Origin of the sequence: Methanoregula sp., from assembly GCF_049690535.1 — an archaeon.
Classification (GTDB): Archaea; Halobacteriota; Methanomicrobia; order Methanomicrobiales; family Methanospirillaceae; genus Methanoregula.
Map to the genome: position 1 here is coordinate 1 of NZ_JBAVMX010000092.1, position 19,627 is coordinate 19,627.

Below are 19,627 nucleotides of genomic sequence, written 5' to 3' on the forward strand. Positions count from 1 at the left end.
CGTTTCCGCATAGTAGTTCGCAATCGGGACATCCTTATACGGGTGACCGAAAAGCACCACCTGGGAGATGCGGTCCCCCTTGGGTTTGAGGAGCACCGGATTCATGTCGGTTGTAGGAGAGAGCCGAGCTGCCCAGGCCTGCATCGCCTGTGCCATTCCGATTTCGCCGCCATCTGCGGTCACAAATGAGTTCAGGCTCATGTTCTGGGACTTGAACGGCGCAACGCTTATTCCCCGGCGCACAAGGCACCGGCAGATCGCAGCCACGGTTACGCTTTTTCCCACATGCGACGAAGTCCCCACGACCATGAGCGGCATACTAACACATTTGAATGGCCGCACATAAAACGGATGCGTGCCGGAAACTGCGGCAAACGCCTTATCCCGTCCGGACAATGCCAAGTAATAAATAACCAGAACTTAAAAAGAGCTGTAATGATTGGTGGCATTTGCCCGACGTGTGGACTTCCCAGGGAATTGTGTATCTGTGAGGAGGTAGCAAAAGAACAGCAGCGGATCAATGTGAAAGTGAATAAACGCCGGTACGGGAAAGAAGTGACCGTCATCGAAGGACTCGACCCGACCGATATTGATCTCGAAGAACTTTCCAAGTTCATGAAAGGGAAACTCGCCTGTGGCGGAACCGTGAAAGGGAATTCTATTGAACTCCAGGGCAATCACCGTGACCGCGTAAAAGAGCTCCTCTCTTTGAAAGGGTATAGTACCGAAAACATCTCGTGATGGGGAAAACCCCCGATATTTTCCTATTTTTTATTTTTACCGATACGCTGTCAGCGCCGGTTGCCGGATTTGTGTTTATGAGGATCACATACTCCCGACGACTAGTTCTGCCCGTTAACCGTGGCTCTTCCCGGAATTAAAAATGGTCCACAATAAAGACGGTCGAAAAAAATCAGATGAAGAATCGGAACACGACCCACGATATGATCAGCATAAGCGCAGAATATTTAAGACCTGCAACAACCCGTCCTTCACCCATCTGACCGGCGCAGAGACCCGAGAAAAATCCCTGGATCATCGCTGCATGGGTGAACAACCGTTTGTACGCCGGAAGATCGATTCTGCCCATGAACTTGCTACTGGCAGTCGTTGCCTGCGCTGCCATGCCCGCCGTGGCCATAGTACTCAAAAAGGAACTCACAAGAATCGCAATGACAAACATGAAGACTGCCCAAGAGACTAACACGATGATCACATAGATAAACATGTTATTCCGGCGTTCTTGGGAAAGGTTGACCACCTCAAAGGTATCGCTCGCTGCTGCACGGAGCACCTCGCTGATATCCCCACCGGCCTTGCTTGCTTTTGCAATCAGGTCGACACTCCGGTCGGCAAGCGGTGTTCCCAGATTCTTCCCAAACCGGTTCATGCCCTCAACAAAACCGACGCCCCAGGACATCTCGTTATCCAGTTTCCGGATATGGGGCGTCAGGGCACCATATTCTGCGCCGGCGACAAGGTGAACTGCATTCGGGAGCGTCATACCGGAATCGTTCATCCCGGCAAGGTCGCGAAAGAAGTTGGGAAGAGCCTCCTCGAGATTTTTTATCCGCTGCTGTTCCCTAAAATCAAGGATTGCCAGAGGAATAATTGAGATAAGTATCGCAAGCACTGCAAAATCATCGATGACCGTCGAAGTAAAGAGCACCTTGATACCGTACGTCTTCACCATCAAGATAAACCCGCCGATAAAGACTATCAACGACAGGGGGACACAGGCAATGAGGATATTAACGGGTTGTTCAATGAGAACCGTGAGAGGATGTTTAAAGAATCGCCCAATTCCTTCCCGGCTTTTCCGTTCGCTCTCAAGCCTGGCAGTGATCGTAGTGAGTTCCTCTTCAACCGAATCCATCTCTGCGCGGGTAAGCGGGAGGGGGGGCTCAGAGGCCGGGTTCTTTTTTTGCCCGAGTATTCCCGTGAACGTATCTTTGAATGCCATATCAGGTCTCCGGGGTCATAGAGCTAATCATTATGATAAACATCATCGTGCCAAAGGGGATCATCATATAGATGATGACATAGAGGAACATCGGCTTTGTATCGCCCCCAAGGACCGACATGATCGACTGGAGAATGATCAAAAAAAGCGTGCCAGCCACCATGGCTGTCACGTACGATTCCGAGATTAACGCGAGCGTATCCAGGAACATTTTCTGGGTCTGGCGGTTCTCTAGGGCGTACTGGTTTGCCTTGGTACGGAAATAGTCCGTGAGGTTCCCCCCGCTGGAAATACTGGCCATCGAACCCTGTAAAAATTCTTTCATCCTTCGGGAAGGAGTGCTTGCAGAGACGACTCTGAGTGCATCAATAAGATCTCTCCCAAATATATCAATCTCCCGCGCGATATACCTCGCTTCAACCGAACTCTCGCCATAGATTGGACTGTCTCCCAGCAGGCGGAAGATTTCTGCCGGGGTGATGCCAGCAGTGGACATGGATGTGATATAGTTGATAGCGTATGGTAGTGTCGCATCAATATTCCGGCGCCTGTTTCCGGCCATAACCGATGGATAGATAAGGAATACCGCATATGTCATCCCGCCAAAAACCAGAAGGGAGAAGATAATCACAAAAACTGTCCCGATAATGAGACTGTGCTGGGATAAAAAGAGGAACGACGCAGGGACCTCTCCTTTGTATTTTATGAGGTTGGGAAGTTTAAGGAGCCAGGTGAAAAATCCCAGTGCTACCGCCGAGATAAGGCCAACAAGGACTGAACTGACAATGGCAGTAGAGATATAGACTTCAAACGGGGTTTTAAGCCGGGCCGATATAATGTCATTGCGGAGCTGGGAGTACTGTTCCCGCCTCGCTTTCATCTTCATACCGAGCAGGTTGAAGCAGAACCGTTCAAAACTATTCATACAGGTCCTTCCTTACACGTTCGATAACAACTTCCGGCTCACGGTAATAGGAAATGAGGATCTTTGCTACATCCTTATAATGCCGGATCTTTTTGATGCGCATCCACTCCAGCACTTCCTGCCGGCGCTTGAGCTCTTCCCTCATCCGGTTCTCGTTCCAGCCTCGGGCCTCCATGATCTCTTCAAGGATGTAGGACTTCCCCGAATAGGTGATCTCATCGGTCGCTGACCGCCATTTGAAGACCTCGTTTGTTATAAGTTCGTTTGTCCGTGGGTCAATATCGAGGATCTCGACGATCTGCTTGTTCCGGCGGATGCGTTTGCCACCCACCCGAGCCTGTACCTGGATGCAGACGATATCAAGAGCCGAGAGCATGTTACGCGGCACATCCATGGGCGGGTTCTCGATACGGTGGACGACGCTCGATACCGAGTCTGCGTGGATCGTGGAATACGTGACATGGCCGGTGCTCATTGCCTGGAAGAGCGTCTGGCACTCCTTGCCACGGACTTCTCCGACGATGATGTACTCCGGCCGCTGCCGCATGGCGGCACGCAGGAGTTCGTACATGTTGATCTCTCCCCGCCCTGCAGTATCAAACGAATCACGGGTCACACTCGGGATCCAGTTGGGGTGGGGAAGCTTCACTTCCCGGGTATCTTCAAGGCTGACAATCTTCGCCATCGGGGGAATGAACAGTGAGATCGCGTTTAATGATGTGGTCTTACCTGATGCAGTTCCCCCGGCAAAGATTGCGGATTTGCCGTTCTCGACGGCCAGCCAGATATAGGCGACAGACAGCGGGGCAAACGTGTGCCATTCGATGAGATCGGTCGGGGTGATCGGCTCATCCTTGAACTTACGGATAGTAAATGTGGACCCGTGGGCGGTTACTTCCTGCCCAAGCGTCATCTGGATACGGGAACCATCGCTCATGCTTGCATCGAGAATCGGTTCAGCAATGGAGATGTACTTGCCGGCACGCTGGGCTAGTTTAGTGACAAACGAGTCGAGCTCCTCGGCATTGTGGTAGGTCAGCGTCGTCTTCATCGACTCGTAACTTGCATGGAATGCAAATAACGGAACGTTGATACCGTCGCAGGAGATATCCTCGATGTACTTGTCATGCATGATCGCATCGATCAGGCCATCTCCCAGGAAATCCTTATGCATGTTATAAAGGATCTTCTCACGCTGGACCGGGCTGAGCTTGATCCCGAAATCGGCAAGGATATCATCCACCGAACTTCTGAGCTGGCGCCGTGCTTCCTCTTTGGATATATCTTTGGTGTTGATATCAAGCGTTTCAAAGAGGCGTTCTTTTAATTCCTTTAACAGGTCTTTTTCAGGCTCGGAAAGAACAGGTTCGATCACCTGGTAGGTATATTCATGCGTGGAGTGATCATAGATGACCCGGACATATGCGTAGGGTTCATTAACCGGGTACATCTCCATCTCTTCGACGCCCGGTTTCGCCTCGAAGGAAAGATCCACAAGGGGGCCATGCTCTTTGGGATTGTATTCCACGGTTGCTGAATGTATGGCGCTGAAAAGTGCTGCAAAGCGGGACTTCTTTTCTGCAGTCGGGGTTACCTTTTCATCATTGAATGAAAACCCGGATTCGAGATCCTTGAACCCCGCCATCGAGAATTCCCGTTTCCAGATATCCGCAAGCTCCGGGGGAAGGGTTCCGATCCCGGTGCTCTCGAACGCATTTATTCTCCCGTGAAGTTTGATTTCTTCTATCTGGAATGTCGCACCTTTTGGGAGGATAAGCCCGGAGAGGTCGGAGATCTGGTCAACAGAGATGACCCGCTCCTCTTTTTCACCCGCACCGGTGTCATCAGCAGAGAGCCCTGATGTGGCTTTCGGGGCTTTCTTCTGGTTCCTGAAAAATGAGGCACTTTTGCGATCACGGGGATCTTCGTCTATAATTTCAACAACGGGTTCGCCCGGGGATTCAGCAGAGGGGGGAATGGCATTTTCTTTGGCAGGGGATGTGGGTGCGGCAGGTGCAGTCCCTGACTGTGCCAGAAATGTTCCCAGCACATCATGCACATCAGTTCCTTTCACACCATCAGGCTGTTGAACCGGTTCGGGCTTAGGCATATCTTCAAGCAGATCATCGAAATCATCCCCCTCATCAGGAGATGTTGGAGTCGGCACATCGACAGTACCCGTAGTACCCAGGGGTGTGTTGCCGGTTTCACTCATGCCAAGTTTCTGTATAAGTGCAGAAAAATCACCCACACCGCCCGGTTCCGGTACTCCGGATCTCAGATTCTTTTCGGGGGGTGATGCTGGTACCGGGACTGCCGGTTCACCTTCCGGAGCCGGTGCACCTTCGGGAGCAGTGCCAGCCCTGTTCATGCCAAGTTTCTGTATAAGTGCAGAGAAATCACCCGCACCGCCCGGTTCCGGTGCTCCGGATCCCAGACTCTTTTCCGGGGGTGATGGTACCGGGACTGCTGGATCACCTTCCGGAGCCTGTGCACCCCGGATTTTTTTTAGAAGGGTACTAATATCATCATGAGCCTCATCATCTGATTTCAACCTGAACCGCCTCCTTTCTGGTGATATCGCTCACAGGGATTTTATAAAAGATTATTTTATCTCGCACTATATCTATCCTCTGAAACTGTTTGAGAAAGTTACCGGATCCTGCATCAATCTTACCTGGATCAGGCATCATCCGCCCACCTCATTCTGGATACTTTTAAGAAGGACCCGCATGAGGCCAAGCTGGACCTCTGCACGGGTGATAATGCAGATAAAAAGATCCCCGCAGGGTGCAATAATAAATTTATTATCCGCTGTTTCAAGGATCAGCTGATTGGGCTGCCCGAGATTCATATCCTGTGCGATTCTGGTTCCTGCCCGCAGGAGATCCTCCGCACGTGCAGCCACATGCTCAAAATCCCCCTCCCCCAGTGACTGTACCGGAAATCCTTCATAGAAAGCAGAGACCGCCACGACGCCGGGCTGGCTGATAATTTTTGCAAGGGTTGATTCATTAAGGGATATAGGGGGATGTCGGGGAGATTCGTGTGTCGCTGCCAGGGCAGGGGTGTCTATAGCAGCTGAAGGAACCGCTTCTATGAGGAGTCCCCCCTTTGTGCACATTTCCAGTGCCTCTGAAAAATCTTCATCGCTGTACGCCCTCATAACAAAATTCTGTTGAGGCAGACTGTTATCGCCGCCAGAGGCAGACATCAGATTATGGACCGCAGCTGCCCCCCGGTAAACCCCGTCTTTGTCTTTAAAGTATGCGGCAATCAGGTCTCCATTACGCGTAAGAATGAAACCCTTTCCCCGGCCGGAGTCGATCATGATTGCCCCCTTAAATGCCATCAGGTACTGGAGCATACCCTCTTTCTGGGGATTTATAATGATACCCCCTTCTGTTCCTGCCGGCAGTTTCATAAAAAGGGATCTAAAGATAAGGGAACTATAGTGCCGCGACAATACGTTCCTTGTTCTTCTTTAATTCGTAACGAATCCTTCCGATATTTGCCGTTGTATCTGCAACGAGGGCGATCAATTCGTCCGCAGAGAGGGGGGCAAGAATAATAGGACCTTTCTCCAGTTCAACAAGCATCTGGGAGAGTTCACCTTTCCCCAGAGTATTTCCCATTGCTTCAGAAGTACCCAGCCCGGTCGAGGCCATGGCACCTAGTGCCTCGATATCGACCTTACCGGAAACCGCACTTTCGATCACGAACCCGTCACGTCCGACGACCACTGCCGCGGATACCCCCTCAACCCTCAGAAACTCCTCTAATAACGGCTTGAGCATCTTCCCACCACTTAATAAATGTTACTCTCTTGCTTTTTTTCTATTAAAATGTTGGGTTTTTTCCGGGAGAGCGTGCGGATTTGCCCACTAAAATACCAAAATCTGCGCTTGGCTGAAACCGGTGTTTCAAGCAGGTAATAAATACGATACCTGTTTAGAAACCGGTTGAGAAAAGAATGCCGGACTTCCCGAAATCGGTACCCTGAAAATGTGTGATAATACGTCCCAAATATTTCAAAAAAAAAAGAAACTATATACAAGAATGCGATCATTAGAGTGATCATGCAACTTCCCCGCGGGACATTCCGCGAGATCCAGAAAAATCTAAAAACCGGAGACCTCCTTATAGATCTGGAGCGGGGAAAATTCTCCGGAATCTGCAGTATTTCGTGCCGGGATAGTATCAGCACGCTCGTGCTGAAATCGGGAAAATGCATCCTTGCAGAGTATAACACTTTCAAAGGGGATGCTGCACTTGAGGGCCTGCTTGTGGCCCTCGCAGATGAGGATATTGATGCAGCACTTTCAACCCTGAACGAGGCGCAGATCCAGCTTTCCCTGGAATTCAATAAATCCGAGCGGATCACAAAAACCGGCCGTACCTCTCCGGCACCCCACAAACCTGCAAATCCGCCGTTACATCCGGTTCAACGGTCGATGGAGAGAAAACCCGGCCCGGCCCCGGCAGCAAATCTCTCTCCCTCTCATGAAAACTGGTCAAATCCCGCTGCACAACCGGCAAAAATGACACCCCGACCTCTCGCAGGCCCGAAAACTGCCTCTAATGGGCCTCCGGCCTCGATCCGGGCAGCATCTGCATCGGTTCCCGAGAAGAGGGAGCCCCTGGAAAAAGATGTCTCACAAAACAGTTCAGAGAACACCTTTGATACTCTTGATTCAATGAACCTGGACCAGGTGACGGACAAGATCAGGGACGATTGCAAAACGATGGTAAAAAATCTTCATCTTGATCATCTGATGGACCGGGACTAGTTTAAAAGGAGGCCGGCGGGATGTCCATGATCTTTGGTATTGACAGTACGATATTCATCCTTGTGACGGGTATTGTGATCGTGATCTGCATTACGGCCGGTCTTGTCATAAAAAGACTCCGTGACAATGCGAGCGCCAGATTGCGTACCCTTATTGAAGACCCGTGCCATATTCCCCTCCGCGTACAGAAAGTTCTGGTGGATACCACCGGGATCTCTGCTGATAAGGCGATTTGTACATCCCCTCATCGTCCATTGGAGATTAACTGTATCGAGGGCATGGGAGATCTTTCAGAAAGTCTTGCAGCTCTTGCAAAAAAACATTTCCTTGATGAGATCACACTCGCTACGGCAGACGGACTTTTACTGGCATCTTCCATCAAGTCACCGTCAGCTGATGATATCGCGAGGTACTGCGGGATGTATATGGATAATCCACAGATCCGGCTTCCCGGGATTATGCTATTTGGCATAGTGTATAAGGGGTCGGATCTTATCGTGATTGCAAAAATAAACGACCCTGCTCTTCAGGAACCAGAACAGGAACTTATATGCGAGACAAAAGATATTTTAAACTCGTGGATATAACACAGATATGAAAGACATAAATAAAATATTTCCTTATACGTATAATTGAAGTAAATTATAGTCGTAATGACAGGTGTACGATGGTCAAGGTATACACGATTGCATCCGGAAAAGGAGGTACGGGTAAAACCACTGTTTCTGTCAATCTGGGAACGATGCTTGCCAAACTGGGAAAAGAGACGTACCTTATGGATGCTGATATCGGCATGGCAAACGTCGGTCTTATCTTGGGGTTGCAGGATGCCCCGGTAACCCTGCATGAGATCCTTGCGGGAAAAAATAATATTGATGAGGGGATCTATAATGGCCCGGCCGGACTCAAGGTTATCCCGAGTGGCATATCCCTGCAGGGTTTTCAGCAGGCAGACCCGGACAAGATTCGCGACGTTTTGTCGGAGATTGTAAAAAGGTGCGAATTTTTACTGATAGATGCTCCTGCCGGTATAAGTAAGGATGGCGTGGTGCCGCTGGCCGTTGCTGATGAGGTTATCTTGGTCGTCAACCCGGAACTCTCATCAATTGTCGACGGCCTTAAAACAAAAATCCTCACGGAAGTGGTAGGCGGACATGTTCTCGGTACGATCATCAACCGCGTAGATCAGGATAAGAGCGAGATTATTTCCAAAAAGATGGAGAAAGTTCTCGGGGTAAAGGTTCTCGGGATTATACCGGAGGATGCCAATGTGAGGCGGGCTGCAGCTGCCCGAGCCCCCATTGTCATTAACTATCCGGATTCACCTGCATCAAAAGCAATACAGAGGATTGCGTCAGACCTTATTGGCGTCGCTTACACGGAGAGCCCGGTTAAAGTCGCCAGAGAAGGATTTATCGACCGTTTCTCCAAAGCACTTTTCAAAAAGAAGTCCGAGAAGTAACTTTTGTTAAATCTTCATTTTGTCTTTTTCTTTACCGTTCTGGCATTCCTATCTGGGAGCGTTGTTCAGGCTTTTCCCGCCATCTTGATTTCGGTAAGTGTCTTTTCCCGGATCTGGACGGACACCCCGATCATCTCATTCTTATCGTCTTTTACTGGACGCGCTGTGAGTGCGACAAATCGTTTTTTGTTTGCCAGGGTAACAAGCACTGTATTGAGATCATAGGTTACCACAATCTTATCCCGGATCACATCGAGAGCCGGGTCATTGATCCGTTCTCCGGTTTGCTTGTTGACGAGAATCAGCACCTGTTTGAGGGGTTTTACCAGTACATCCTTTTCCAGAACATCCAGAAGCCTGCAGGAATACGGGTTCAGAAAGATGATACGGCCCCTGGTGTCGGTAATGATCACCGATTCGAGTGCTGCCATGATCTTCTTCATATCCCAGAGAGCGGCCTTGTCATAATACCGTTTGCGCATGCTGTGGTTGTACAGTGCAATCTCAATATTGGAGACGATCTCGTTCGAGGTGAATGGTTTGAGGATAAAACCATACGGTTCTGCTACCTTTGCACGGCTGAGGGTTGCATCGTCGCACTGGCCGGTCAAAAAAATCACCGGGATGTGGAAGATGGAATAGATATACTGTGCAGCAGAGATACCATCAAGCGACCCGGCAAGGTTGATGTCCATGAGAACGAGATCCGGGAGGCATCCTGCGGCCTTCATGACCGCCTCTTCCCCGGTGGTGACCTTGCCGGCAACAGCATACCCCTTCTTTTCAAGGATTACGCCGATGAGGTTGGAGATTATTTCGTCATCTTCCACGATCAGGATCTGAAGAGCTGCGGGCATAGGATTCACGGAGATGACTTTTTCCTATTAGAACAATATGTGGTTCAATTACATAAGTATAGATTTTTAGGATATATTAATAGCCTTGCAGCCAGCACTATCCCCGCACCACGTAGATTCATTGTGCTGATAGGAAAAGTCAACAAGAAACATTAATGTATTCTACACATTTGGGTGACCCTTAAAAAAACCGGAAAAAAGGGACTGGTTCCCCTTTCTTGAGGACATGCGCACATATTCGTTTTATTCAGGTTTGTTGGTGATGGTGAAAACGCAGAATTCGTCACCTTTCGAACGGCATTTTATTTCACGGCCCTGCACTTTGACACCAAAGGATCCTTCTATTATCCCGGCGAGCAGACCTGCAGTGCAGTAGCAGACGTTCTTTCCAGTCGTCCCGAATGCTTCGGATTCAACAGTGTGTTCGAGTGTGATGGTCTTCTCCTTTTTGGCTTCATTCCACTCGCTTTTGACCAGCCGGAACCAGCCCATCTGGGAATAGAAGGTGAACGCCATATCGGCGAGCGTGTTTGGCTGGGTGATACCCATATTTTTATAGTGTTCGACGTTCTCCTTACCCAGGTCCATGTAGGCACGGTAGTTTACGCCGCCTGCCGGCATCTCGCCCATGGTCTTTTTAAGGGAGTTCATCATGGACGTGAAGACAAACCTCGGCATGATGACCACCGGATCATCGATCAGCTTGATCGTCCCTTCCACCGGCCTGTGGTCGATGAACTCGGTAATGGCTGAATCGCCTTTAACCACAGACTGTGCCTTGAACTTCCAGCTGGGATCTACCTGGTCGATAACAAATTCGCAGCAGTCGTCACCGTTTGCCACACATTTACGTTCAAGGCAGTACCAGTTCTTGCTGGTGATAGCCATCATAACCCCTTCGATCCACCCCATGTGTACCCCGCAGACCGGCATCTTCCAGTCCTTTAAGATATCAGCTTCGAACGTATGCTTTGTGCGGAGGACAATCCTCTTTTCACTTTGCTCCACGAGTTCAAACGGTGCCCCCCAGCCCTGCTGGTGCTGGAGTTTGAATACAAGCATGAGAAATTCTCCGGGTGTCAGATCCATGCCAAATTTTTTTAAAAGATTATACAGGCCAATGGATCCCATGCCCACAGACCGGAACAGCTTGCGTACTGCCTTTACTGCCAGCTTTTTGTTTAAGTGAGACTCGTACATCTCGTAAATAGCTTTAATCAGGTAATTAGGGTTGCTTGCTGTTTTCACCCCGAAAACCGAGTAGTTACCTGCCACCGGGTCAAGTTCGATATAGGGAGTGATATCCTTCTCTCCCTTGATCAACGCCTCGAAGTCCTCACGTCCAATCTTCATGCGCGATCACTCTGTTATTCTATAATTAAAGGATTTCGTCTTGATCCCGGTGGTTTTTTCCGTCGGAAATCAGAAAAAATAGAGCGGTAACAATCCCCGTTTGGGTATTAAATATCCAGAATATGGAAGGGGTGTGATTCATCAAAGATGATCGGGAAATGCGTCACGGTCTGGGTCCGTTCCTGGACAAGGCAGACATAATCGCCGTGCATCACACGGAAACTGACCTCCCCGTTCCCGGTAGTGATATCGCTTCCCACAATCTTTCCGTCTTTCCTGATAGAGACCCGCACCCCGTTCTGCGGTTGCTTTTCCCGGCGTACGGAAAGGGTCACCACCCCGATACCCTGGCTTTTTCTCCCGATCTCCGGGACCGTATACATAACATTTTTCCGGATATGTTCCTTTTCGAAGATCCGGCACCCCATAACAAGAGCATCGATAATATCCGGTTTTACATCGCAGAGGACATAGTCCCTGTCTCCCCTGATATGGACAACTGCCTTGTCGCCAAAAAGCGACCCATCGGTATCCACAAAGAGCGCTCCTTCCGGCTCACCATTTAAGAATGCAAGATAATACTTGCTGCTCCCTTCTTTTGCCACGGCGATAGCATTCAGGTGCCGGGATGCGGTAAGCGTGAGCAGTTCAGCGAGGGAATAGGTGCCCAGATATTTTGACCCCTTGAGGATGTTTTCCAGCAGTTCCTGAAGATCCATGAATTTATCCTCTTACGTGCACGCGGAGGAATATTTTGATTCTCCCACAGACTGCCCTTTTAATAATCTCGATTATTTATTCGCAACCGGTGTATTATATATTTGCGAAGTTATCTTCGCGCGAATGAAGAAGAACCCCATTTAAAAGCGATTCCACTGCAACCTTATCTTTTCACCATAAGAGGATTCCGTTCTATCCTCCCCGGGAATCGCCATGCATAAGTTGTAGGAGATATAACGGTATTTCTGTTTATGATATTTTTCCCGATGGTGATCTCCGCTGTTGCGGTTCTTGCTACCCTTGTCTATGCCTCTTACCTGGACATCAAAGACCGTCGCGTGCCGTTCAGGACATGGTATCCGATGGTTATTGTAGGAATCGCGGCAACGATCGTACTCTTCTACCAGCAGACCGGAAATATCAGCCTGATCGTTGGTTACCTCGCCCTGATAGCCAGTTTCTTTTACGCGGACTATATCGACAACCGCGACCCTGACACCCCGTTCAGGTTTTATTACCTGGCAGCCGTTCTTGCCCTTCCCGCCATCTCCTGGTTTATCATACCGGCTATTTCTACAGGAAAACTGCCCGAGATCCAGCTCATCCCTTGGTACGTGATGTTTGTCGGGCTTCTTGCCTATGTATCCTACCGGGAATCCAAAAAGAGACCGGAGCGGAAACTTACAGCAAAACAGCTCCGGAAAGATAACATGCTGGATTCAAATGTGGAAGCCGTCTTAACCCGCTGGTATTTCGTCCTGGTTATTATCATTCTTGCCATCGCGTCGTTCTACATGATCGGCGGCGGGAGCTGGGGAGTCTCCGGCATTTATATCGCCCTCGCGGCCATCTTCTGTGGTGTCTTTTACATCTTCGGCCAGATGCACTTCTTTGGCGGCGCCGATGCATGGGCACTTATCTTTATTGCATTCTGCATCCCGACCTTCCCCATAACCCCCCTCCTCAATACGCCACCGCTCGGGTTCCTCTCCTTCTCGGTGCTGATCAATGCGTTGATCCTCAATCTGGTCGCACCGGTGGGTATTTTCATTATCAATATCGTAAAAGGAAACCGCGCTCCGCTCCAGTACATGTTCTTCGGGTTCCCGGTCGAAGGAGAGAAAATCCAGGATTCATGGGGCTTTGTGATGGAGGACTTCACTGAAACAAAGGGCATTGTGGAGCGGAAATTTATCGGATTCTGGGACTCCTTGCGCAGGATGCGTTCTGACGAAGGCAGGATCTATACAAAAGATCTCCGGGAACACCCTGAAGAGTTCGAAAAGGAACTGGGGCTCTACAAAAAAGCAGGAACGGTCTGGATCTCCTATGCCGTCCCGTTCATTATCCCAATCACTGCCGGCCTTATCACCGCTATTGTCTGCGGGGATTTCCTGCTTGCAATCATGACCTTCATTACCGGTGGTGCATAAGGTGCTTCCCCTCCGGTTCTCTGACGGTGGGCTGATCCCGGTGATCGTGCAGGATACAAAAACCCGGGATATCCTCATGATGGCATACGCAAACGAGGAGGCAGTGCGCCTCACGGAGACGACCGGCTATGCCCATTACTACAGCCGGAGCCGGAAAAAACTCTGGAAGAAAGGCGAGGAGAGCGGCCATTTCCAGAAAGTGGTGAAAATCCTAGTGGACTGCGACGAGGACTGCATCCTTTACGAAGTTGAGCAGACCGGTGCTGCCTGCCATACCGGGTACCACAGCTGCTTTTTCAGGTCGCTTGACGGGGATATTATCGGCCGGAAGATCTTTGATCCGGAAAAAGTCTATGGCAGGACCGGGCACTGATTCCGTGTCCGGCGCTGGATTATTTCATCAGGGCATTTCCTGTGGCAGGCATACGATGAGACGATATGTATGAGCGATTCACCTGATACACGAGAAGCCACAAACCGGCTAAAAGAGCGCACCGCTCACCTTTCAGTCATCTCCAATACCGGTCTTGTCATCCTGAAATTTGGTGTGGGCTTTGCCATCGGCTCCGTGAGTATACTCTCTGAGGCCATCCATTCCTCCATGGACTTGCTCGCCGCGGTCATCGCCTTTTTTTCAGTGAAAAAATCCGCAGAGCCACCTGATGCCGGCCACTCGTTCGGGCATGGGAAATTCGAGGATGTCTCCGGGCTTATCGAGGCGCTGCTCATTTTTGTTGCGGCGATCGTGATTATCCTTGAAGCCTCCTTCAAACTGCTGGGGGGACAGGGACCGGAGTTCTCTCCCGCCCTGCTGTCGGCCGGTATTGTGGTGATGGGCATATCGGTACTCGCCAACTGGTATGTCTCCACACGTCTCATGAAGGTAGCAAAAGAGACAGAGTCCATTGCCCTTGAGAGCGACGCGTGGCACCTGCGGACAGATATTTATACATCGCTTGGTGTTTTTGCAGGATTGATCCTTATCCATTTCACCGGCCTTACGGTTCTTGACCCGATCATCGCCATTGCGGTTGGCCTTGTGATCCTGAACGCCGCGGTCAATCTCCTGAAACGGTCGTTTGCCGATCTCATCGATCATTCGATCCCCAAACTGGATGAAGACCGGATCAAGGCGATCATCTGCGCTCATGCAAGCGAATATGCCGGGTTCCACGGTCTCCGTACACGGCGGTCAGGGCCGGAAATATTTATCGAATTTCATTTGGTGGTTCCCGGTGAAGTTTCTGTCAACCAGTCCCACGATCTTGCCGATCACCTCGAAGCAGACCTGCTCGTGGAGTACCCGAGAGCAAATGTGACCATCCATATCGAGCCCTGCAACAAAGGATGTAACCGGTGCGGTTCATTTTGTACATATTATGAAAAGGAAAAACTGCACAAACCGTGAATGCGGGGAATTCGTTTTTTTTAAATAGTTTAAAAACCGGACTGGTGGATGGGATCGTTCTTCTTGATCTACATCTCTTGAACCCGACCTTTTGGAAGCGTCACGATAAAAGATGACCCCCGGACATCGGGAACCAGCGTAATTCCAGATCCTCTCACTTTATAGATAGAGACATATGATTAATATACTCACCTCTATTTGTCTCTTTTTAATGTATATACGTACATATTCTATGTCGAAAAACTGTATATTAACTCTGGTTGATTTGATGATCGAACACCATGAAAACGAAACGGAGTTCGTATGTATTTGTGACAGTATGCCTCGCGGCATTACTCATTGTATCGATGCTCGTTGCCGGCTGTACCAGCAACGGGACAACCGCTTCCCCGGCTGCAACCCAGACACCAGCCGCTGCAGCAGCCACGCAGGCAGCCGCAGCCACTGCAGCCCCGGTAGTATCAGCGACGGCAGTTCCGACAACTGCAGCACAGCCGGAAAGCATTTCAGTTTCTGGTTCGACAACCGTCCTGCCCATTGCACAGGCTGCAGCCGATGCCTATGAGAAACTGCACCCAGAAGCAAACATCCAGGTATCCGGTGGCGGATCGGGTGTCGGTGTCGCCGCAGTCGGTGCAAAGACCGTTGATATTGGTATGAGCTCTGCAGCAATAACCCCGGCTCAGATGAAACAGTATCCGTCCTTTAATGTGATCACCGTTGCTCACGATGGTATCGCAATTATCGTCAACCCGCAGAACACGATCCAGTATATCACCCTCGATCAAGTCAACCAGATATACACCGGTAAGATCACCAAGTGGACCCAGATTACCGGTGCAAGCGTTCCCAACACCAACAACCAGATTGTGCTCATCGGACGTGACAGTTCATCCGGTACCCGCACGTATTTCGATCAGACTGTATTAAACAATGGGAAACCGGCGACTTCCATGCTTGAACAGAATTCCAACGGTGCAGTCGCACAGAGTGTTGCCCAGACTCCCGGAGCAATCGGGTATGTATCTATCGGGTTCCTCTCATCGGATGTCAAGGCATTGCCCATCTGGTACAATGCTCAAAGCATGATTGTACCCAGCCAGGCTACAGTCGCGAACAAGACCTATCCGATCTCCCGTGACCTCTACATGATCACAAACGGCCAGCCCACCGGCCTAGCAAAGGATTACATCGACTTTATCCTCAGCCCGGACGGCCAGAAGATTGTATCAGATCAGGGCTACGTCCCCCTGACGTCCTGATGGGATCATCACACAAAACCACTTCACTTTTTTGGTTTTAAGGGGGCGACTAACGATTACATTCTTACAAAGGTTTACCGGGAGTGCCGCAGGGTGTACCGCGCAGGTTTCCCGGATCAAGGAAAAAATTGTCAAATCCGTCTTCTTCCTCACAGCATTCTTTGCAGTTGTCGTTGTTTCATTTATCCTGCTCTTCTTGCTCCGGGATGGCTATCCGATCTTTCAGACAGTGGGTATCTTCAATTTCCTCTTGGGAAGTTCGTGGACTCCTTCCGCTGTTGAACCCAGTTACGGGATCTTTGCCCTCATTATCGGGACGATCCTCGTTACCCTGGGTGCCATGATATTTGCTGTCCCGCTTTCCATCGGCTGTGCGATCTATATATCAGAACTCGCCTCCCCCCGGGTAAAAAGTATTCTCAAGCCGGCAACAGAACTACTTGCCGGGATTCCTTCAGTAGTCTACGGTTTCTTTGGTCTGATTGTACTGACCACGTTCATCCGTACTACGTTTAACATCCCGACCGGGCAGACGTGGCTTGCCGGGTCGGTTCTCCTTGGGATCATGGCACTTCCCACGATCATCAGCGTATCCGAAGATGCCATCAGTTCGGTTCCCCGTGAATATCACGAGGGGTCTCTCGCTGTCGGGGCCACCCGGTGGCAGACGATCAGCCGGGTCGTTGTCCCGGGCGCCCTCTCCGGGATTGCTGCTGCGATCATCCTCGGTATCGGCCGAGCGATCGGTGAGACCATGGCTGTTATCATGGTGACCGGAAATGCAGCTCTCATCCCGGACCCCATCTGGAATGTGCTATCCCCCATCCGCACCCTCACCGGAACACTTGGTATCGAGATGGGTGACGTTGCGGTCGGAAGCGATCACTACCACGCTCTCTTCGGTCTCGCCGTTGTCCTGCTCATCATCGCGCTCATTGTCAATCTGAGCGCAGTGGCAATACTTTCGTACCTCCGTGACGGGAGAAACGCAGGTCCTGCCCGCTCTCCCCGTTTCAAATCGCCGTTTTACTCATCGCTCAAAAACAAATTCGACCAGTGGTTCCGGATCGTTGCCCTCGTCCTGCTCATACTGCTGCTCCTTTCTGCCGGTCTCTGGTGGGCAGCACTGGCAGTCGTTCTTGCGGCAGCAGCTTGGCATTACGGCAGGGACCGGCTCTCACAAAAGTATATCCAGACAATAGCCTTTGCCGTGATTACGGCAGCGGCACTGATCGTTCTTGCAATCCTCGCGATCATTCTCGGAGACATCATTATCAACGGCTTCCCTGCACTCTCCTGGGATTTCCTTACCCAGGCCCCCAGCAATCTTGGCAGGTCCGGGGGAATTTTCCCGGCGATTGTCGGAACCCTGTACCTGGTAACCGGTGCCATTCTCATTGCGTTGCCCATTGGGGTCGGGGCTGCGATCTACCTTGTTGAATATACCCGCGAGGGCCGGATTACAAAACTGATCAGGACGGGCGTGGACCTCCTCAACGGAACGCCGTCAATCGTCTTTGGCCTCTTTGGTTTTGCATTCCTCGTACTCTTTCTCAAGATCGGCGTCTCACTCCTTGCAGGTATGATCACGCTCGCCCTGATGGTACTCCCGACCGTCATCCGAACAACGGAAGAATCCCTTAAAAATGTCCCGCAGTCACTCCGTGAGGGGAGCCTTGCTCTCGGGGCCACCCAGTGGCAGACGATCCGAAAGGTCGTCATCCCCCCGGCAATCCCGGGCATTGTCACCGGGGCGATCCTCTCTATCGGCCGGGCGGCCGGAGAGACGGCACCGATCATGTTCGTAGCAGTCGTCTTCTCAACCCGGTTCCTGCCAAACTCGCTTTTTGAACCGGTCATGGCACTGCCGTACCATCTCTACATCCTTTCGACCAATGTACCAAACTCATCGACCAACAGGTACGGGACGGCGCTTGTCCTCCTGATGCTGGTCGTGGCGTTTTACTCGGTCGCGATCCTGATCAGAAGTCATTATGCAAAAAAGGCACGGGGATAACTTATGTCGGATACAACAATCATTTCCACACGGAACCTGAACCTCTGGTATAACGAGAAACATGCACTCCAGGATATTTCCATGGAGATTGAAAAGAAAAAGACCACTGCACTGATCGGACCTTCCGGGTGCGGGAAATCCACGCTCCTGCGGTGTTTCAACCGGATGAACGATCTCATCAACCGGGTAAAGATCACCGGGGAACTCCTGCTTGATCAGGAGAACATGCTCTCCTGCGACATGGATGTAGTGAACCTGAGAAAAAGGGTCGGCATGGTCTTCCAGCGGCCAAACCCGTTTCCCAAATCCATCTACGAAAATGTCGCGTACGGCCCTCGAGTCCACGGAATCAACGACCGTAAGAAACTGGATGCAATCGTGGAAAAAAGCCTGAAGCACGCTGCACTCTGGGAAGAAGTCCGGGACCGGCTGGATGAGTCCGCACTCGGGCTCTCGGGCGGCCAGCAGCAGCGGCTCTGCATCGCGCGGACCCTCGCGGTCGAACCCGAAGTGATCCTCATGGACGAACCCTGCTCGGCACTTGACCCGATTGCAACGGCAAAGATCGAGAACCTTATTGAGATGCTCAAGGAGGATTACACGGTCATCATCGTCACGCATAACATGCAGCAGGCAGCCCGGGTAAGCGACTATACCGGATTCATGTACCTCGGTAAGCTGATCGAGTACGACAGTACAACAAAGATCTTCGAACACCCCAAAGAAGACCTGACCGAGAACTATATCACCGGCCGGTTCGGGTGAGGCGGGAATATGACAGATAAATTCCATTCGGAACTCAAAAACCTCAAATCAGGAGTCTCTGAGATGGCACGGTTTGCCCTCTCGATGCTCCAGGACTCGCAGGATGCATTTATCAACCAGGACGACGCCCTTGCAACGAGCGTTCTGGACAGGAAAGACCGGCTCCGGGAGATGACGGGTACGCTTGAAGAGAACTGCTACCAGCTCATCGCCCTAAACCAGCCGGTGGCAAAAGACATGCGGACCATCGTCTGCTCTCTCAAAGTCATCGCCGCCTCGGAAAGGATCGGAAGGTATGGCAAATCGACCGCGAAGATCGTAAAAGAGATCGCCGGCAAACCCCATATTGCAAACATGATGAGCCTTCCCCTCATGTCAGAGTACGTGCTTGCGATGATCGATGATTCCGTCACTGCCTACGAGGCAGAGAATATAAAAAAACTCGAAGGGTTTTCGGCGCGGGACGACGCGATTGATGCGCTGCGCCATTCCATCTTCCGTGAAGCGATCACGTACATGATGGAGAATCCAAAGACAATCACGCAGGCGACGTTCTATATCATCATTGCCCGGTACCTGGAGCGCTGCGCAGACCACGCCTGCAAGATCGCCGAGAACGTCCAGTACATGGAAACCGGTGAGATGGTAGAGATCAAATAACCGGAGTTTCCC

The 19,627-nt window shown here is 50.8% G+C and carries 20 protein-coding genes and 1 pseudogene; 11 read left to right on the forward strand and 10 right to left on the reverse strand.

Features of this window, described 5'->3' with window-relative positions:
* Window positions 1–318, reverse strand: a pseudogene (locus WCE46_RS06845) (cobyric acid synthase CobQ); the annotation flags it as partial.
* A 117-nt stretch (window positions 319–435) separates the two neighbouring features.
* Between WCE46_RS06845 and yciH the strand changes: the two are divergent.
* The gene (gene yciH / locus WCE46_RS06850) at window positions 436–741 is read left to right on the forward strand and encodes a stress response translation initiation inhibitor YciH (RefSeq protein WP_424732958.1); all 306 of its coding nucleotides are present in this window, start codon (window positions 436–438) and stop codon (window positions 739–741) included.
* Between the two features lie 172 nt (window positions 742–913).
* Here yciH and WCE46_RS06855 read toward each other — a convergent pair whose 3' ends face one another.
* The 6 genes from WCE46_RS06855 to WCE46_RS06880 all read right to left on the reverse strand — a co-directional run bounded on the left by WCE46_RS06855 (window position 914) and on the right by WCE46_RS06880 (window position 6,685).
* Entirely contained in the window at window positions 914–1,963 is a 1,050-nt protein-coding gene (locus WCE46_RS06855) for a type II secretion system F family protein (RefSeq protein WP_424732959.1), read from the reverse strand.
* A 1-nt stretch (window position 1,964) separates the two neighbouring features.
* The gene (locus WCE46_RS06860; RefSeq protein WP_424732960.1) at window positions 1,965–2,888 is read right to left on the reverse strand and encodes a type II secretion system F family protein; all 924 of its coding nucleotides are present in this window, start codon (window positions 2,886–2,888) and stop codon (window positions 1,965–1,967) included.
* Entirely contained in the window at window positions 2,881–5,103 is a 2,223-nt protein-coding gene (locus WCE46_RS06865; protein WP_424732961.1) for a type II/IV secretion system ATPase subunit, read from the reverse strand. Before WCE46_RS06865 ends, WCE46_RS06860 begins: the two co-directional genes overlap by 8 nt.
* A 325-nt stretch (window positions 5,104–5,428) precedes the next feature.
* Window positions 5,429–5,581 carry a hypothetical protein gene (locus WCE46_RS06870; protein ID WP_424732962.1) on the reverse strand — a complete coding sequence of 51 codons (153 nt, stop codon included), beginning with the start codon at window positions 5,579–5,581 and terminating at the stop codon, window positions 5,429–5,431.
* A complete protein-coding gene (locus WCE46_RS06875; protein WP_424732963.1) occupies window positions 5,578–6,312 on the reverse strand; it encodes a roadblock/LC7 domain-containing protein in 735 nt (244 codons plus the stop codon). Before WCE46_RS06875 ends, WCE46_RS06870 begins: the two co-directional genes overlap by 4 nt.
* Window positions 6,313–6,337: 25 nt before the next feature.
* Window positions 6,338–6,685 (reverse strand): roadblock/LC7 domain-containing protein, encoded by a 348-nt coding sequence (locus tag WCE46_RS06880; RefSeq protein WP_422151960.1) that lies wholly within the window; start codon window positions 6,683–6,685, stop codon window positions 6,338–6,340.
* Window positions 6,686–6,967: 282 nt separating this feature from the next.
* Here WCE46_RS06880 and WCE46_RS06885 point away from each other — a divergent pair, with 282 nt between their 5' ends.
* From WCE46_RS06885 to minD, 3 genes are all read left to right on the forward strand, one after another.
* The gene (locus WCE46_RS06885; RefSeq protein WP_424732964.1) at window positions 6,968–7,678 is read left to right on the forward strand and encodes a hypothetical protein; all 711 of its coding nucleotides are present in this window, start codon (window positions 6,968–6,970) and stop codon (window positions 7,676–7,678) included.
* Between the two features lie 26 nt (window positions 7,679–7,704).
* The gene (locus tag WCE46_RS06890) at window positions 7,705–8,265 is read left to right on the forward strand and encodes a hypothetical protein (RefSeq protein WP_424732965.1); all 561 of its coding nucleotides are present in this window, start codon (window positions 7,705–7,707) and stop codon (window positions 8,263–8,265) included.
* Window positions 8,266–8,345: 80 nt separating this feature from the next.
* Window positions 8,346–9,140, forward strand: a complete 795-nt coding sequence (gene minD, locus WCE46_RS06895) for a cell division ATPase MinD (protein ID WP_424732966.1) — start codon at window positions 8,346–8,348, stop codon at window positions 9,138–9,140.
* 65 nt (window positions 9,141–9,205) lie between these two features.
* Here the strand turns inward: minD and WCE46_RS06900 are convergent, their stop codons facing one another.
* The 3 genes from WCE46_RS06900 to WCE46_RS06910 all read right to left on the reverse strand — a co-directional run bounded on the left by WCE46_RS06900 (window position 9,206) and on the right by WCE46_RS06910 (window position 12,069).
* Complete coding sequence (locus WCE46_RS06900) at window positions 9,206–9,997, reverse strand: response regulator (RefSeq protein WP_424732967.1); 792 nt, start codon at window positions 9,995–9,997, stop codon at window positions 9,206–9,208.
* Between the two features lie 243 nt (window positions 9,998–10,240).
* Window positions 10,241–11,350, reverse strand: a complete 1,110-nt coding sequence (locus WCE46_RS06905) for a V4R domain-containing protein (protein WP_424732968.1) — start codon at window positions 11,348–11,350, stop codon at window positions 10,241–10,243.
* A gap of 107 nt (window positions 11,351–11,457) precedes the next feature.
* Window positions 11,458–12,069: a hypothetical protein gene (locus WCE46_RS06910; protein ID WP_424732969.1), complete on the reverse strand. Its 612-nt coding sequence runs from the start codon at window positions 12,067–12,069 to the stop codon at window positions 11,458–11,460.
* A gap of 252 nt (window positions 12,070–12,321) precedes the next feature.
* On the opposite strand from WCE46_RS06910, the gene WCE46_RS06915 reads away from it, so the two are divergent.
* The 7 genes from WCE46_RS06915 (at window position 12,322) to phoU (ending at window position 19,615) form a co-directional block, all read left to right on the forward strand.
* A complete protein-coding gene (locus WCE46_RS06915; RefSeq protein ID WP_424732970.1) occupies window positions 12,322–13,503 on the forward strand; it encodes an A24 family peptidase C-terminal domain-containing protein in 1,182 nt (393 codons plus the stop codon).
* A 1-nt stretch (window position 13,504) separates the two neighbouring features.
* Window positions 13,505–13,876, forward strand: a complete 372-nt coding sequence (hisI, locus tag WCE46_RS06920) for a phosphoribosyl-AMP cyclohydrolase (RefSeq protein WP_424732971.1) — start codon at window positions 13,505–13,507, stop codon at window positions 13,874–13,876.
* Window positions 13,877–13,945: 69 nt separating this feature from the next.
* Window positions 13,946–14,911, forward strand: a complete 966-nt coding sequence (locus tag WCE46_RS06925) for a cation diffusion facilitator family transporter (RefSeq protein WP_424732972.1) — start codon at window positions 13,946–13,948, stop codon at window positions 14,909–14,911.
* Window positions 14,912–15,192: 281 nt separating this feature from the next.
* Window positions 15,193–16,173, forward strand: coding sequence for a phosphate ABC transporter substrate-binding protein (locus tag WCE46_RS06930; RefSeq protein ID WP_424732973.1), 981 nt, complete (start codon window positions 15,193–15,195; stop codon window positions 16,171–16,173).
* Between the two features lie 115 nt (window positions 16,174–16,288).
* Complete coding sequence (pstA, locus tag WCE46_RS06935; protein WP_424732990.1) at window positions 16,289–18,190, forward strand: phosphate ABC transporter permease PstA; 1,902 nt, start codon at window positions 16,289–16,291, stop codon at window positions 18,188–18,190.
* Window positions 18,191–18,193: 3 nt separating this feature from the next.
* Window positions 18,194–18,955 (forward strand): phosphate ABC transporter ATP-binding protein PstB, encoded by a 762-nt coding sequence (pstB, locus tag WCE46_RS06940; protein WP_424732974.1) that lies wholly within the window; start codon window positions 18,194–18,196, stop codon window positions 18,953–18,955.
* A gap of 9 nt (window positions 18,956–18,964) precedes the next feature.
* The gene (gene phoU, locus WCE46_RS06945) at window positions 18,965–19,615 is read left to right on the forward strand and encodes a phosphate signaling complex protein PhoU (protein ID WP_424732975.1); all 651 of its coding nucleotides are present in this window, start codon (window positions 18,965–18,967) and stop codon (window positions 19,613–19,615) included.
* The last annotated feature ends 12 nt before the right edge of the window (window positions 19,616–19,627 follow it).